Source organism: Bradyrhizobium sp. CCBAU 45321, from assembly GCF_028128975.1.
Taxonomy (GTDB): domain Bacteria; phylum Pseudomonadota; class Alphaproteobacteria; order Rhizobiales; family Xanthobacteraceae; genus Bradyrhizobium; species Bradyrhizobium yuanmingense.
Window position 1 is genome coordinate 530,912 of sequence record NZ_LFKZ01000130.1, and the last position, 13,758, is coordinate 544,669.

The 13,758-nt window shown below is 65.3% G+C and carries 12 protein-coding genes; 8 read left to right on the forward strand and 4 right to left on the reverse strand.

The window, feature by feature from the left end; translation table 11 throughout:
- Positions 1 to 44: 44 nt before the first annotated feature.
- From ACM43_RS35070 to ACM43_RS35100, 7 genes are all read left to right on the forward strand, one after another.
- Entirely contained in the window at positions 45 to 1,175 is a 1,131-nt protein-coding gene (locus ACM43_RS35070; protein ID WP_036001805.1) for an ABC transporter substrate-binding protein, read from the forward strand.
- Positions 1,176 to 1,392: 217 nt separating this feature from the next.
- Positions 1,393 to 2,268, forward strand: a complete 876-nt coding sequence (locus ACM43_RS35075; RefSeq protein ID WP_271546399.1) for a branched-chain amino acid ABC transporter permease — start codon at positions 1,393 to 1,395, stop codon at positions 2,266 to 2,268.
- A complete protein-coding gene (locus ACM43_RS35080) occupies positions 2,265 to 3,263 on the forward strand; it encodes a branched-chain amino acid ABC transporter permease (RefSeq protein ID WP_271546400.1) in 999 nt (332 codons plus the stop codon). Before ACM43_RS35075 ends, ACM43_RS35080 begins: the two co-directional genes overlap by 4 nt.
- On the forward strand, positions 3,260 to 4,003 hold the full coding sequence (locus ACM43_RS35085; RefSeq protein ID WP_036001814.1) for an ABC transporter ATP-binding protein: 744 nt from the start codon (positions 3,260 to 3,262) through the stop codon (positions 4,001 to 4,003). Before ACM43_RS35080 ends, ACM43_RS35085 begins: the two co-directional genes overlap by 4 nt.
- A gap of 9 nt (positions 4,004 to 4,012) precedes the next feature.
- On the forward strand, positions 4,013 to 4,750 hold the full coding sequence (locus tag ACM43_RS35090) for an ABC transporter ATP-binding protein (protein WP_271546402.1): 738 nt from the start codon (positions 4,013 to 4,015) through the stop codon (positions 4,748 to 4,750).
- Positions 4,747 to 5,805 carry a Gfo/Idh/MocA family protein gene (locus ACM43_RS35095; protein WP_271546404.1) on the forward strand — a complete coding sequence of 353 codons (1,059 nt, stop codon included), beginning with the start codon at positions 4,747 to 4,749 and terminating at the stop codon, positions 5,803 to 5,805. Before ACM43_RS35090 ends, ACM43_RS35095 begins: the two co-directional genes overlap by 4 nt.
- Positions 5,802 to 7,673 (forward strand): bifunctional sugar phosphate isomerase/epimerase/4-hydroxyphenylpyruvate dioxygenase family protein, encoded by a 1,872-nt coding sequence (locus ACM43_RS35100; RefSeq protein ID WP_271546406.1) that lies wholly within the window; start codon positions 5,802 to 5,804, stop codon positions 7,671 to 7,673. The genes ACM43_RS35095 and ACM43_RS35100 overlap by 4 nt, the downstream gene beginning before the upstream one ends.
- 283 nt (positions 7,674 to 7,956) lie before the next feature.
- Here the strand turns inward: ACM43_RS35100 and ACM43_RS35105 are convergent, their stop codons facing one another.
- Entirely contained in the window at positions 7,957 to 9,129 is a 1,173-nt protein-coding gene (locus ACM43_RS35105; RefSeq protein WP_271546408.1) for an ABC transporter substrate-binding protein, read from the reverse strand.
- 322 nt (positions 9,130 to 9,451) lie between these two features.
- Here ACM43_RS35105 and ACM43_RS35110 point away from each other — a divergent pair, with 322 nt between their 5' ends.
- On the forward strand, positions 9,452 to 10,714 hold the full coding sequence (locus tag ACM43_RS35110) for an NAD(P)/FAD-dependent oxidoreductase (RefSeq protein WP_271546410.1): 1,263 nt from the start codon (positions 9,452 to 9,454) through the stop codon (positions 10,712 to 10,714).
- A gap of 232 nt (positions 10,715 to 10,946) precedes the next feature.
- Here ACM43_RS35110 and ACM43_RS35115 read toward each other — a convergent pair whose 3' ends face one another.
- From ACM43_RS35115 to ACM43_RS35125, 3 genes are read right to left on the reverse strand one after another with little or no spacing between them, the layout of a single operon-like run.
- The gene (locus ACM43_RS35115) at positions 10,947 to 12,158 is read right to left on the reverse strand and encodes an ABC transporter substrate-binding protein (RefSeq protein WP_271546412.1); all 1,212 of its coding nucleotides are present in this window, start codon (positions 12,156 to 12,158) and stop codon (positions 10,947 to 10,949) included.
- 48 nt (positions 12,159 to 12,206) lie between these two features.
- On the reverse strand, positions 12,207 to 12,530 hold the full coding sequence (locus tag ACM43_RS35120; RefSeq protein ID WP_057028474.1) for a 2Fe-2S iron-sulfur cluster-binding protein: 324 nt from the start codon (positions 12,528 to 12,530) through the stop codon (positions 12,207 to 12,209).
- Positions 12,531 to 12,541: 11 nt separating this feature from the next.
- Entirely contained in the window at positions 12,542 to 13,750 is a 1,209-nt protein-coding gene (locus ACM43_RS35125; RefSeq protein WP_271546417.1) for a cytochrome P450, read from the reverse strand.
- Positions 13,751 to 13,758 lie beyond the last annotated feature (8 nt).

Consider the following 13,758-nt stretch of genomic DNA (forward strand, 5'->3'; position numbering starts at 1 on the left):
GAATACAAGGCCGCTTGCAAGATTTGAAACGGGAGGAGAGGACGATGAAATCAACGCTAGTGGTGGGCGCATTGCTCACCGTCATGACCGCAACGGGCGCCTTTGCCCAGGCGATCAAGCTCGCCAACGTCGCGGAGCTCTCGGGCGGCGGCGCTACCGTCGGCACGAACTGGAAGAACGGCATCGACCTCGCGATCGAGGAGATCAACGCCAAGGGCGGCGTGCTCGGCCGCAAGCTCGAGGTCAGCCACGCGGACTCGCAGTCCAACCCCGGGGTGGCGCGCGCCCAGGTGCAGAAGGCGCTCGACGCCGAACCCTATGTGCTGCTCGGGCCCGGCTATTCCGGCTCGGTGAAGGTGACCGCGCCGCTCGCGGCCGAAGCCGGCATCGCGCAGATCATGGGCGGCGAGGCCGCCGAGCTGACGCAGACCGGTAACAAGTTCCTGTTCCGCACCTCCTTCGGCCAGCAATCCTCAATGCCGAAGGTCGCAAAGTACATCCACGACGAGATGAAGGCGAAGACCGTTGCGGTGGTCTGGGTCAACAACGATTTCGGCCGCGGTGGCCGCGACGTCGTGGTCAAGGAGCTCGACCGGCTCGGCTCCAAGGTCGTCGCCGATCTCTCCACCGAAGCGGGCCAGGCCGACTTCGCCGCCGACGTCGGCAAGATCAAGGCCGCCAATCCCGACGCCGTGTTCGTCTACCTGAACGAGGAAGAGAGCGCGCGCATCCTGAAAGAGCTGAAGCGCCAGGGCGTCACCGCGCCGCTAATGGGCGAGACCACGCTGATCGGCCAGAAGGTGATCGAGCTCGCCGGCGATGCCGCCAACGGTGCGCGCGGCCATGTCGGCCTCACCACCGACGCGCCGGTCGATCTGGTCAAGGCGTTCCGCGAGAAGTTCTCCAAGAAGTACAATTACGTCCCCGACCATAACGGCCTGAAGGGCTATCTCGCCGTCTACATGGTGAAGGCCACCACGGAAAAGATGGGCAAGGTCGACCCGAAGAAGTTCGCCGACACGCTGCACGGCCTCACCATCAAGGCCGCGGACGAGCCGGGCATTTTGATGGACGTCACCTTCAGCGACACCGGCGACATCGATCGCCAGAGCTTCCTGGTCGAGGTGGTCGAAGGCAAGCAGGTGGTGAAGCAGGTGCTGCCCAAGGTGAAGTGAAGCGTGGCCCTTCTCCCTCGCCCCGCTCTTCGCGGGGAGAGATCTTTCATCTCCCTCTCCCCGCCCCTTCGCGGGGAGAGGGCGGGGTGAGGGGCTGCTTCCGCGACGACGGTGACAAGCGAGTACGCGGAGACAGCCCCTCACCCCAACCCTCTCCCCGTAAGTACGGGGAGAGGGAGAGGAAAGAGAGCGGGGAGAGGGAAGGAAAGAGGGGAACATGTCCAACCTATTCGATCTACTGGTCGCGGGACTCGCCACCGGCGCCATCTACGCGTTGGTCGCGGTCGGCTTCACGCTGCTGTGGCAGACCTCGCAGACCATCAATTTCGCGCAAGGCGAGTTCGTGATGCTGCCGGCGTTCCTGATGCTGGCCGCGATGCATGTGGGCGCGCCGTTCTGGCTCGCGATCATCCTCGGCATCCTGCTCTCGCTGATCCTGCTCGGGCTCGCCTTCAAGATGCTGCTGGTGGACCCGATGATGCGTCACGGTGTGCTACCGCTGGCGATCGCGACCATGGCGCTCGCGATCGGCATCAAGGAATCGGTCAAGCAGTTCTACAGCGCGGAGGCTTCACCCTTCCCCTCGATCGTGCCGACCGGCGACATCTCCATCCTCGGCTATGCCGTGTCGCTGCAGAGCATCGGCGTGCTCACTGTTGCCATCCTCGCCGTTCTCGGCCTGACCACGCTGCTGAGCCGTACCTCGCTCGGCCACCAGATGCAGGCGGCGGCGCAGAACCCGACGGTGGCCCGCATCATCGGCGTCCCGGTCGAGCGCATGATCCTGCTGACCTTCCTGATCAACGCCTTCCTGGTGGCGCTGGCCTCGCTGCTGATCACACCGATCTACCTCGCAAAATTCTCGTCCGGCGAGGTGCTGGGCCAGGCCGCCTTCATCGCCGCGATCGTCGGCGGCTTCAACCAGGTGCGCGGCGCCATCGCCGGCGGCCTGCTGATCGGCGTGCTGGACAATCTCGCGGCGGCCTATGTGTCGACGCAGTATCGCGCCGCCGTGCCGATGATGTTCCTGATCGCCGTCATCCTGTTCCGGCCGCAGGGCTTGCTCGGCCGTGCCGAGGAGCGCACCGTATGAGCGGCATCGCCAAACCCCTGAAGATCGCGCTCGGCCTTGCCGTCATCGCCGCGCTGATCATCGTCCCCATGAACTTCAACCGCTACGGCCTGTTCATCCTGAGCCAATGGGCGGTGATGAGCATCGCCGCCATGGGGCTCAATCTCACGCTCGGCTATGCCGGCCAGGTCTCGCTGGCCCAAGGCGCCTTCGTCGGCATCGGCGCCTATGCCGCCGCGATCATGACCACACATGGCTGGCCGCTGCCGGCGGCGATCCTGGTGGCGATGGTCTTGAGCTTTGCGATCGGCTGGGTGCTCGGCTATCCCGCACTGCGCGTGCAGCACCATTACCTCGCCTTCGTCACCCTCGCCTTTTCCACCCTCGCCTTCCTGGTGTTCCGCAACGAGAGCTGGCTGACCGGCGGCATCTACGGCATCTCCAACATCCCGCGTCCGCACATCTTCGGCATCGCGACCAACAAGCCGCTGCCGTTCTACTATGTCTGCCTCGGCTCGCTCGCGATCGTCTCGCTCGCGGTGTGGTGGCTGATCCGTTCGCCCTGGGGCCGTGCCTTCATGGCGCTGCGCGAGAATCCGTTGCGCGCGCAATCCCTCGGCGTCGATACCCGCCGCTACACGCTGATGGCCTTCGCGATCGGCTCGGCGCTCGGCGGCGTCGCCGGCGCGCTCTATGCGCCGCTGACGCAATATATCGATCCGGTGCCGTTCAACCTGTCGCTCTCGCTCGACCTCCTCTTAATGGTGATCGTCGGCGGCGCCGGCTTCTATTTCGGCCCCTTCCTCGGCGCGATGATCGCGGTGCTGCTGCCGGAATGGCTGCGCTTTACGGAAGGCTATTATCTGATGCTCTACGCGGTGGCCGTGATGCTTCTGCTGATCTGGTCGCCGACCGGCATTCTCGGAATCCTCGACCGATACCTCGCCGAACGCCGCACCAAGGCGGCGTCCGCACTGCGCGCCGTCGCAAAGTCGCGCCTGGAGACGGCGCAATGAGTGCGGTCCTCGAAGTCACCGACATCAAGAAGAGCTTTGGCGGCATCCACGCCGTCAACGGGGTCTCGTTCGACGTGCGCGAGGGCGAGATCCTCGGCCTGATCGGCCCGAACGGCTGCGGCAAGTCCACATTGTTCAACTGCATCCTCGGCCAGCTCACGCCGACCGGCGGCGAAGTCAAGCTCGACGGACAGGTCGTCACGGGCCTGCGCCCCTCCGAGCTCAACAAGCTCGGGGTCAGCCGCACCTTCCAGCTGTTGCAGGTGTTCCCAAAGCTCTCGGTGCGCGAGAACCTGATCCTCGCCGGACAGGAGCACCAGGGCAACATGGCCTCGCGCCTGGTCGGCCGCTCCGATGCCGGGCTGACCGAGGCCGCCAACCAGATGATCGGCTTCTTCAAGCTCGACCATCTCGCCGACGAGCCGGCCGGGGGCCTGTCCTACGGTCAGCAAAAACTGCTCGATGCCGCCATGGCCTTCATGGGGGGCTCGCGCCTGGTGCTGCTCGACGAGCCAGCCGGCGGCGTCAACCCGTCGATGCTGGCGGACCTCAAGGAACGCCTGGTCGCGATCAACCGCGAGAAGAACGCCACCTTCGTCGTGATCGAGCACAATATGGAGTTCGTGATGTCGCTGTGCTCGCGCGTGATGGTGATGGCGGAAGGCAAGGTGCTGGCGATGGGCCGGCCCGACGAGGTCCGCAAGAACCCCGCCGTGATCGAAGCCTATCTCGGACATTAGGAGCGCGTAATGAGCGATCCCATTCTCTCGGTCCACAATCTCGTCGGCGGCTACGGCAAGATGACGATCTTGAACGGCACGACGTTTGCCGTTCCTTCAGCCACGATCACGACGATCATCGGCCCGAACGGCGCCGGTAAATCGACGGTGTTCAAGGCCATCTTCGGCCTGCTCAAGCTGCGTGAAGGCAAGATCAGCTTCGCCGGCCGCGACGTCACCAATCTGAGCCAGCGCGCGCTGCTCAACGCCGGCATCTGCTACGTGCCGCAAGGCCGCAACATCTTTCCCGAGCTGTCGGTGCGCCACAATATCGAGCTCGGCGGCGTCGCCGCCGACAAGGGCCTCGACCTGCCCAAGCGGATCGAGGCGGCGCTCGACCTTTTTCCGGCGCTGCGGCGCAAGTCCGCGCAGCAGGCCTCCACGCTATCAGGCGGCGAGCAGAAGCAGCTCGAGATCGCCCGCTCGCTGCTGCTCGAGCCGAAGCTGGTGCTGGTCGACGAGCCTTCGATCGGCCTGTCGCCGCTGATGGTGCAGCAGACCTTCGACATCCTCAAGAGCTTGCGCGATCGCGGCGTCACCATCCTGATGATCGAACAGAACGCGCGCTCGGCGCTGGAGATCTCCGACATCGGCATCGTGCTCGAGCTTGGCCAGACCCGCATGGTCGATGACGCCAAGCGCATTCTGAACGATCCGCGCATCGGGCAGCTCTTCCTCGGCGGCGCCATGGAGGAGAGCGCGGCATGAGCGCGAAGATGCGGATCGCCGTGGCAGGCGCCGGCCTGATCGGCCGTCGGCATATCGAGTTGATCGAGTCCTCCGGGGATTGCGTGCTCGCCGGCATTGCGGACCCCTCGCCCGCCGCCAAGGAGTATGCGCTGGCGCATGGCGTGCCCTGCTACGCGGACCATCGCGCCCTGCTGGCAGAAGAGAAGCCCGACGGCCTCATCATTGCCTCGCCCAACACGCTGCACTTGCCGATGGCGCTCGACTGCGCCGAATCCGGCATACCGGCTCTGATCGAGAAGCCGGTGACCGAGACGGTTGCCACCGCGCAACGCCTGTGCGCGGCGGTGAGACGCACCGGCGTGCCGATGCTGGTCGGCCACCACCGGCGGCACAATCCGATCATCAAGTCGGCCCGAGAGGCCGTGACGAACGGAAAGCTCGGCCAGCTCACGGCCGTGGTCGGGCTGTGGCTCCTCAAGAAGCCCGACGATTATTTCGAGGTCGCCTGGCGGCGCGAGGCAGGCGGCGGGCCACTGCTGATCAATCTCATCCACGACATCGACAATCTCCGCTTTATCTGCGGTGAGATCGTCGAGGTGCAGGCGCTGACCTCGAACAAGGTGCGCGGCTTCGCGGTCGAAGACACCGCCGCGCTGCTGCTGCGCTTTGCCAACGGCGCGCTGGGCACGGTGACCGTGTCGGATGCGACGCCGGCGCCATGGAGCTGGGAGCTCTCCTCGGGCGAGAATCCAGCCTATCCCAGGCAGGACCAGCCCTGCTACATCTTCGCAGGGACTGCAGGTTCGCTCTCCTTGCCGAACATGGAGCTTTGGTCATACATGGAGCAGCCCGGCTGGTACGCGCCGCTGTCGCGCGCGACCATCGCGCCGCCCGCGTTCGATCCGCTGGTCGAGCAGCTCCGGCATTTCTGCGCAATGATTGCCGGCCGCGAACAGCCGCTGATCTCGGTCGAGGACGCAATGGGAACGCTTGCCGTCGTCGAAGCCGTCAGCGCGGCCGCGCGTACCGGGCAAACGATCTCGCCGGGGCAGATCATGGAGCAGGCCGCATGAACAAGCGCTCGATCGCCACCGTCTCCCTCTCAGGCAGCCTCGACGAAAAGCTCCGCGCCATCGCCGCCGCGGGCTTCGATGCGGTCGAAATCTTCGAGAACGACCTGCTGTCGTTCGGAGCCGGCCCACGCGATATCGCGAAGATGTGCACGGACCTCAATCTCGAGATCTGTGCGTTCCAGCCGTTCCGCGATTTCGAGGGCATGCCGGAGCCGCAGCGCGCGCGCAACTTCGCCCGCGCGGAGCGGAAGTTCGATCTGATGCAGGAGCTCGGCACCGATCTGTTGCTGATCTGCTCCAACGTCTCACCCGCCGCGCTCGGCGGCATCGACCGCGCGGCTGACGATTTTCGTGAGCTCGGCGAGCGCGCCGCGAAACGTCGTTTGCGCGTCGGCTATGAGGCGCTGGCCTGGGGCCGCCACGTCAACGATTATCGCGACGCCTGGGAGATCGTGCGTCGCGCCGATCATCCCGCGATTGGCGTCATCCTCGACAGCTTTCATGCGCTGGCACCTGGCTTTCCGAACCGCGCCATGGCCTCGATCCCCGGCGACAAGATCTTTCTGGTGCAGCTCTCCGACGCGCCAAGGCTCGAGCTCGACATCCTGTCATTGAGCCGGCACTTCCGCTCCTTCCCCGGCCAGGGCGACCTTCCGGTCGGCGCGTTCATGGCGGCGATCGCAGCGACCGGCTATGCCGGACCGCTGTCGCTGGAAATCTTCAACGACCAGTTCCGCGCCGGCTCGGCCGCACAGACCGCCGTCGACGGTCTGCGCTCGCTGATCCTGCTGGAGGACCAGCTCGCACCGGACTGGCCGAATTTCGCCGGCAAGGCGCTGGCCCCGAAGGCGAAGAGCCGCGGCACCGGCTTCATCGAATTTGCCGTCAACGAGAGCAAGGCCGCCGAGCTTGCCCGCCTGTTCTCGCAGCTCGGCTTTCGCAAGACCGGCCAGCACCGCAGCAAGGCGGTGGAGCGCTGGTCGCAGGGCAAGGTCGAGCTCGTCGTCAATTGCGAGACCGACGGCTTCGCGCATTCGCACTATGTCACCCACGGGCCCGGCGTCTGCGCCATCGCGCTCGACGTCGACGATGCCGGCCGCGCCATGCAGCGCGCCGAGACGCTGAAGGCGCGCACCTTCTACCAGCCGGTCGGGCCGGGCGAACTCGAGATTCCCGCGATCCACGGCGTCGGCGGCAGCCTGCTCTATTTTCTCGACCAGGCCGGCAAGAATTGGGACACGGATTTCGAGCCTGTTGCAAGCGACGCCAGCACCGATGCGCTGGTCGCCGTCGACCACATCGCGCAGTCGATGCCCTATGACGAGATGCTGACCTGGCTGTTGTTCTACACCGGCATTCTCGATCTGAAGCGCCTGCCGCAGATGGAGATCGCCGACCCCAGGGGCCTCGTGCAGAGCCAGGCCGTCATCAACGCCGACCAGAGCCTGCGCTTCGTGCTCAACGGCTCCTCTGCCAACCGCACCCTGCCGGCGCGCTTCATCTCGGAGTTCTTCGGCTCGGGCGTACAGCATGTCGCCTTCGCGTGTCAGGATATTTTTGCGACCGTCGCCGCGATGCGCCAGCGCGGCGCGGGTTTCCTGGACATCCCCGACAATTACTACGACGACATCGAAGCCAAATACGATCTTGCGCCCGAACTGATGGCGCAGCTGCGCGCCAACCACATCCTCTACGACCGCGAGGGCGACGGCGAGTTCTTCCAGGTCTACACCCACATCTTCGACGAGCGCTTCTTCTTCGAGATCGTCGAGCGCAGGAATTATCAAGGTTTTGGCGCGGCCAACGCCGGCATCAGGCTCGCAGCGCAAGCGCGCGAGGTACGCCCGGCAAGCATGCCGAGGGTGTAGGTCTTCGCCTCTCCCAATCTGCGGGAAGAGGCCGACGCGCGTAGCGCGGGTGAGCGGCCTCCGCGAGACACATATCCGCTGGGACGACGGTCTCTCAACACGTCATTGCGAGCGCAGCGAAGCAATCCAGAATCCCTCCGCGGAAAGACTCTGGATTGCTTCGCTGCGCGCTCGCAATGACGGTGTGGGACTGGCGAGGAATTCGAGCAACTCCGTCCTCGGGGAGAGAGCCCCTCACCCCACCCCTCTCCCGGTAAGAACGGGGAGAGGGAGAGGAGAGATCTCACTTCATCTTGCACTTCTCGTGGAAGCGATCCTGGTCGTTCTCGACGATGGTGGCGACGGTCTTCAGGGCGAGCTGGCCTTCGGAATCCTTGACCACATCCTGCAGGTAGAAGTTCTGGATCGGGATGTGGTTGTTGCCGAACTTGAACGCGCCGCGCACCGACTTGAAGTTGGCCTTCTCCATCTCGGCCTTCATCTCGTCCTTCTTGGAGGTGTCACCCTTCACGGCGACGACGGCGCTGTTGATCAGGTTCACGGCGTCATAGGATTGCGCACCGTAGAAGGTCGGGCGCAGGCCGGGATACTTCTTGCGGTAGTCGGCGACGAAGCGCTTGTTCTGCTCGTTGGGGAGGTCATTGACCCATTGCTGCGCACCGGGCACCCCGAGCGCATTCTCCTTCTGGAGCGGCAGCGAGAGCTCGTCGATGGTGAAGGCGGTGTAGAGCGGCATCGTGCTCTTCAGTCCGGCCTGCGCATATTGATTGAGGAATTGCACGCCGGCGGCACCGGGGTAGAACACGAAGATCGACTCGGCGCCGGAGGCGCGCGCTTTGGAGAGCTCGGCGGAGAAGTCGAGCTGGCTCGGCCACACCGTGTATTCCTCACCCACGACCTGCCCCTTGAAGGTGCTCTTGACGCCGGCCAGCATGTCCTTGCCGGCGGCGTAGTTCGGGCCGATCAGGAACACCGACTTGACGCCCTTCTGGTTCATATAGGTGCCGACCGCCTGCGGGGTCTGGTCGTTCTGCCAGGAGGTCGAGAACACATAAGGCGAGCACAGCTCGCCCGCGAGCTGCGACGGCCCGGCATTGGCCGAGATCAGGAAGGTCTTCGAATCGACCGCGGTCTTGAGCGAGGCGAGCAGCACGTTCGACCAGATATAGCCGACGATGAAGTCGACCTTGTCCGACTGCACCAGCTTCTCGGTCTTCTGCTTGCCGACGTCGGGCTTCTGCCCGTCGTCCTCGTAGAGCACCTCGACCGGCTTGCCGGCCATCTTGCGGCCGAGATGATCGAGCGCGAGCTCGAAGGAATTGCGCATGTCGTTGCCGATCACGGCGGTCGGGCCGCTGAAGGTCGAGACGAAGCCGATCTTGATGGTGTCTCCGGCGAATGCCTGATTTGCCAGCACCAGCGCCGCTGCGCCCGCCAGCCAGAATGCCGTCCTCATAACACTCCCTCCTTAATTATCGGTCCTGGAAGCAGGGTGATCGCCGCTCCAGGCCTGTCTCTATTGAACGCAAAATCTGTCGCGCCGCCAATGGCTCAGCGCCCGCCCTGCACCATATTTCGCCCCGATTGGAGATGGCAAGAATTATAATTCTACTCACTTCGGCCGAGGCCGGCCCAGGGCCGGTCCGGGAGGCCGCGGCGCTTTTTCGCGCCGGATCGATACAGCAGGCCTATGCGACGATTGATGACCTCTATTGGACCGCGGCGCCCAATCCGCACTTAAATGAAGGCGAGCAGCAGCGAGATTCGAGGGTTAAATCATGGCCGCAAATCCCCATCGCGTCGTCATCGTTGGCGCCGGCTTCGGCGGACTGGAGGCGACTTACCGGCTTGCAGGCGCTCCCGTCGAGATCACGCTGATCGACCGCCGCAATCATCATCTATTCCAGCCCCTGCTCTACCAGGTCGCGACCGCCTCGCTCGCAACCAGCGAGATCGCCTGGCCGATCCGTCATCTCATGCGCGACCGGCGCGAAGTAACGACGCTGTTCGCCACCGTGAGCGGCGTCGATGCCGAGCGACGCTGCGTGCTGATCGACGACGGCAGCGAGGTGCCCTACGACACGCTGGTGCTGGCCACCGGCGCGCGGCACGCCTACTTCGGCCACGATGAATGGGAGCAGTTCGCGCCCGGCCTGAAGACGCTGGAGGATGCGACCACCTTGCGCCGGCACATCCTGGTGGCGTTCGAGCGCGCTGAGCGCGAGACCGATCCGAAGCGGCGCGCGGCGCGGCTGACCTTCGTGATCGTCGGCGCCGGCCCGACCGGCGTCGAGCTCGCCGGCACCATCGCCGAGATGGCGCATCACACCCTGCCCGCCGATTTCCGCAACATCGACACGCACAAGGCCCGCGTCGTGCTGATCGAGGCGGGTCCGCGCGTGCTCGCCGGCTTTCCCGACGAGCTCTCGGCCTATGCGCAGGCCTCGCTGGAAAAGATCGGCGTCGAGGTCGTGCTCGGGCAGGCCGTCACCGAGATCAACCGCGAGGGCGTCGTGTTCGGCGGCAAGCTGCTCGAGGCCAAGACGCGGATCTGGGCCGCCGGCGTGCGCGCCTCGCCCGCCGCCGAATGGCTCGGCGCGCCGAGCGATCGTGCCGGGCGCGTGCTGGTCGAGGCCGACCTCACCATTCCAGGCCATCCCGAGATCTTCGCGATCGGGGATACCGTCAGCATCAACGCCTGGGACGGCAAGCCGGTGCCCGGCATCGCGCCGGCCGCCAAGCAGCAGGGCCGCCATGTCGCCGAGACCATCAAAGCGCGCCTGCGCGGTGCTGCGACCGGCCCGTTCCGCTACAAGCATGCCGGCAGCCTCGCCCAGATCGGCAAGCGGCTCGCGGTGATCGATTTCGGCAAGGTCAAGCTGCGCGGCACCATCGCCTGGTGGATCTGGGGCATCGCCCACATCTACTTCCTGATCGGCCTGCGCCACCGCCTCAGCGTCGCGCTGAGCTGGCTCTGGATCTACGCGCGAGACCAGCGCGCCGCGAGGTTGATCACGCAGGGGTCGAGCAAGGTGGTGTAGGAGTCACTGATGCAGCGCGGCCCTCTTACCCTCCCCTGGAGGGGGAGGGTCGGCTCACATTGAGCGCAGCGAAATGTGTGCCGGGGTGGGGTGACGGTCTCTCCACATCCAACACTGCCCGCGTGGAGAGATCACCCCACCCCGCTCGCGCTGCGCGCGATCGACCACGGGCGAGCTACGCTCGTCCCGGACCCCTCCAGGGGAGGGTGAAAGCAGATCGCGCTCGCCGCTCCTACTTCACCAGCTCACACCCGCCTTCCGCGAGCGGGCGGAACGCCTGGTCTGCCGGAATCGTCGAGACCAGCCTGTAATAATCGTACGTATATTTGGACTCCTCCGGCTTCTTCACCTCGAACAGGTACATCGGATGCACGACGCGACCGTCCTGACGGATCGTGGTGTCGCCGAACAGCTTGTCCTTGCCCTTGAACTTCTTCATCTCGGGCACGACCTGCTTGGCATTGTCGCTGCCGGTGGCGGCGACGGCGTTGAGATAAGCGAGCGTGGAAGCATAGACTCCGGCCTGATTGCCGCTCGGCATCTTGCCGTTCATGCCGGGCCGTGCAGCAAAACGCTTGGCGAACGCGCGGGTATCCTCGTTCATGTCCCAGTAGAAGGCTTCCATGAGCTGGAGGCCCTGCGCGACCTTGATGCCCATGCCGTGAACGTCGTTGATGAAGAGCAGGAAGGCGACGAGCTTCTGCCCGCTCTGCTGGATGCCGAACTCGGCGGCCTGCTTCACCGCATTGATGGTGTCGCCGCCGGCGTTGGCGAGCCCGATCACCTGCGCCTTCGAGCTCTGCGCCTGCAGCAGGAAGGAGGCGAAATCGGAGGTGCCGAGCGGATGCTTGGACGAGCCGATCACCTTGCCGCCGTGACCCTCGATGTATTTCTGCGCCTCCGCCTCGATGCCCTTGCCGAGCGCGTAATCGACCGTGAGGAAATACCAGTCCTTGCCGCCGCGCGACACCATGGCGGCTGCGGTGGTGTTGCCGGTCGCCCAGGCATCGTTGACCCATTGGATGGTGTTGGGCGAGCACGCTTTGCCGGTCAGATCGGAGCTCGCCGTCGATGACGCCAGGAAGGTCATGCGGCTGTCGCGCAGAAGCGCGTTGATGGAAAGACCGACGGCCGAGTTCGGCACGTCGACGATGGCGTCGACGCCCTCGACGTCCAGCCATTTGCGCGCGATGGCGTTGCCGACATCGGCCTTGTTCTGGTGATCGGCATAGACGATCTCGACCTTGATGGCCTTGCCGCCGCCGTTGAAATCCTCCGCCGCCATCCGCGCGGCCTCGACCGAGCCCATGCCATTGGTGTCCTGGAAGATGCCGGAGATGTCGTTGAGCACGCCGATGCGCACGACGTTGTCGGATATCTCGGCGCTCGCCGCCCCGGTCACCAAGCTCGCCGCCAGCGCGAGCGTCCACTTCAGATGTTTCATCATTCCCTCCCTGTTTGATATTTTGCGAAGATCCGACGGCATGGCAGATCAGACCTGCCGCTCTGGCAACTTCAGGACGAGCCCATCGAGATCGGGCGTGATCGTGATCTGGCAGGACAGCCGGCTCGTCGGTCGCCGCTCAGCGGCGGTGCCGTCGAGCAGCGCATCCTCGTCGTCGGCCATCGCAGGCAGGCGCGCGAGCCAGCTCTCGTCGACATAGACATGGCAGGTCGCGCACATCGCGTTGCCGCCGCATTCGGCCAGAATGCCATCGAGGCCGTGACGGGTCGCGGCCTGCATGGCGCTTTCGCCGCCCGCGGTCTCGACGCGATCGGACTTGCCGTCGGGATGGATGAAGGTAATGGCAGGCATCAAGCTCCTCGTCAGGCCGGGGTGATCGTCACAGGCAGGCTGTCGAGCCCGCGCAGCGTGTTGTTGAAACGGCGCTTCGGCTCGCCCGTGATCTCGATTCTCGCGATGCGGCGCGCCAGCGCCGTCAGCATCACCTCGCCTTCGAGGCGGGCGACGAGCTGGCCGACGCACATGTGGATGCCGGAGCCGAAACCGACATGGCCGGAGGTGCGGCGGGTGATGTCGTACCTGTCGGGGGCATCCCAGCGCCGCGGATCGCGGTTGGCGGCGGCAAGGAACATCAGCACCTTCTCGCCCTCACCGATTCGCGCACCGGAGAGCTCGACCTCACGGGTGGTGGTGCGGAAGAAGGTCTGCACCGGGCTTTCGAAGCGCACGGCCTCCTCGAAGGCACCGCGCGCGAGCGTGAGGTCGTCTCGCAGCCGCTGCCATTGATCGGGAAAGCGCGCGAGGCAATACACCGCAGCGCCGATGCCGTTGACTGTCGTGTCGAGTCCGGCCGACAGCAGCGAGCGCACCAGCAGCGGCGCTTCGACGGCCGTGATGGCGCCCTCTTCCACCTGCGCATGAATGCAGGCCCCAAAGCCGCCGGGTGCCAGGTTCTCGCGCTGGCACTGCTCGGCGACATAGGCCTGATGCGGCGCCGAGCGTTCAATCGCCTCCTGGCGCAGCTGGTTGGGCGGGCCAAACGCGTTGAATACCACGCTTGCGTAGGGAATCAGATGCTCGCGCCCTTCCGGTTTCAGGCCCAGCGCATCGGGAAAGATCGACAGCGGATAGGCCTCGGCAAGGTCGGTGATCGCGTCGAAGCTGCGCCGGTCGAGCAGCGCGTCGACCCGTTCCTCCGCCGCCGCGGCAAAACGGTCGCGCACCTGCTTCATCACGGTCGGCGACAACACTTTTGACAGGACGGCGCGGGTGCGGGTGTGCGCCGGCGGATCGGCCTCGAGGATCAGGCTCGGCGGTCGCCACGGCGCCTCCTTCTTGAAGTCGGACAGGCCGACGCCGCGGCTGGAGCAGAAGGTGGCGGGATCGTTCAAGACGGCGTGGACCTCGGCATAGCGCGCCACGCCATAGACGTTCCACTTGTCGAGATAGACCACGGGGCCGGCTTCCCGCAGCAGCTCATGCGCCGGATAGGGGTCGGCAAAAAAGCTCATGTCGAAGGGGTCGACGTCGAGATGCGGGACGCCCGATCCCGCAGCACCGAATGCGGTCATGGAAGACC

Bases quoted from the DNA above. Each gene is read 5' to 3' on its own strand.
- ACM43_RS35095 (WP_271546404.1), top strand. From the start codon at position 4,747: ATGAGCGCGAAGATGCGGATCGCCGTGGCAGGCGCCGGCCTGATCGGC.
- ACM43_RS35090 (WP_271546402.1), top strand. From the start codon at position 4,013: ATGAGCGATCCCATTCTCTCGGTCCACAATCTCGTCGGCGGCTACGGC.
- ACM43_RS35070 (WP_036001805.1), top strand. From the start codon at position 45: ATGAAATCAACGCTAGTGGTGGGCGCATTGCTCACCGTCATGACCGCA.
- ACM43_RS35120 (WP_057028474.1), bottom strand. From the start codon at position 12,530: ATGCCTGCCATTACCTTCATCCATCCCGACGGCAAGTCCGATCGCGTC.
- ACM43_RS35105 (WP_271546408.1), bottom strand. From the start codon at position 9,129: ATGAGGACGGCATTCTGGCTGGCGGGCGCAGCGGCGCTGGTGCTGGCA.
- ACM43_RS35110 (WP_271546410.1), top strand. From the start codon at position 9,452: ATGGCCGCAAATCCCCATCGCGTCGTCATCGTTGGCGCCGGCTTCGGC.
- ACM43_RS35125 (WP_271546417.1), bottom strand. From the start codon at position 13,750: ATGACCGCATTCGGTGCTGCGGGATCGGGCGTCCCGCATCTCGACGTC.
- ACM43_RS35075 (WP_271546399.1), top strand. From the start codon at position 1,393: ATGTCCAACCTATTCGATCTACTGGTCGCGGGACTCGCCACCGGCGCC.
- ACM43_RS35100 (WP_271546406.1), top strand. From the start codon at position 5,802: ATGAACAAGCGCTCGATCGCCACCGTCTCCCTCTCAGGCAGCCTCGAC.
- ACM43_RS35115 (WP_271546412.1), bottom strand. From the start codon at position 12,158: ATGAAACATCTGAAGTGGACGCTCGCGCTGGCGGCGAGCTTGGTGACC.
- ACM43_RS35085 (WP_036001814.1), top strand. From the start codon at position 3,260: ATGAGTGCGGTCCTCGAAGTCACCGACATCAAGAAGAGCTTTGGCGGC.
- ACM43_RS35080 (WP_271546400.1), top strand. From the start codon at position 2,265: ATGAGCGGCATCGCCAAACCCCTGAAGATCGCGCTCGGCCTTGCCGTC.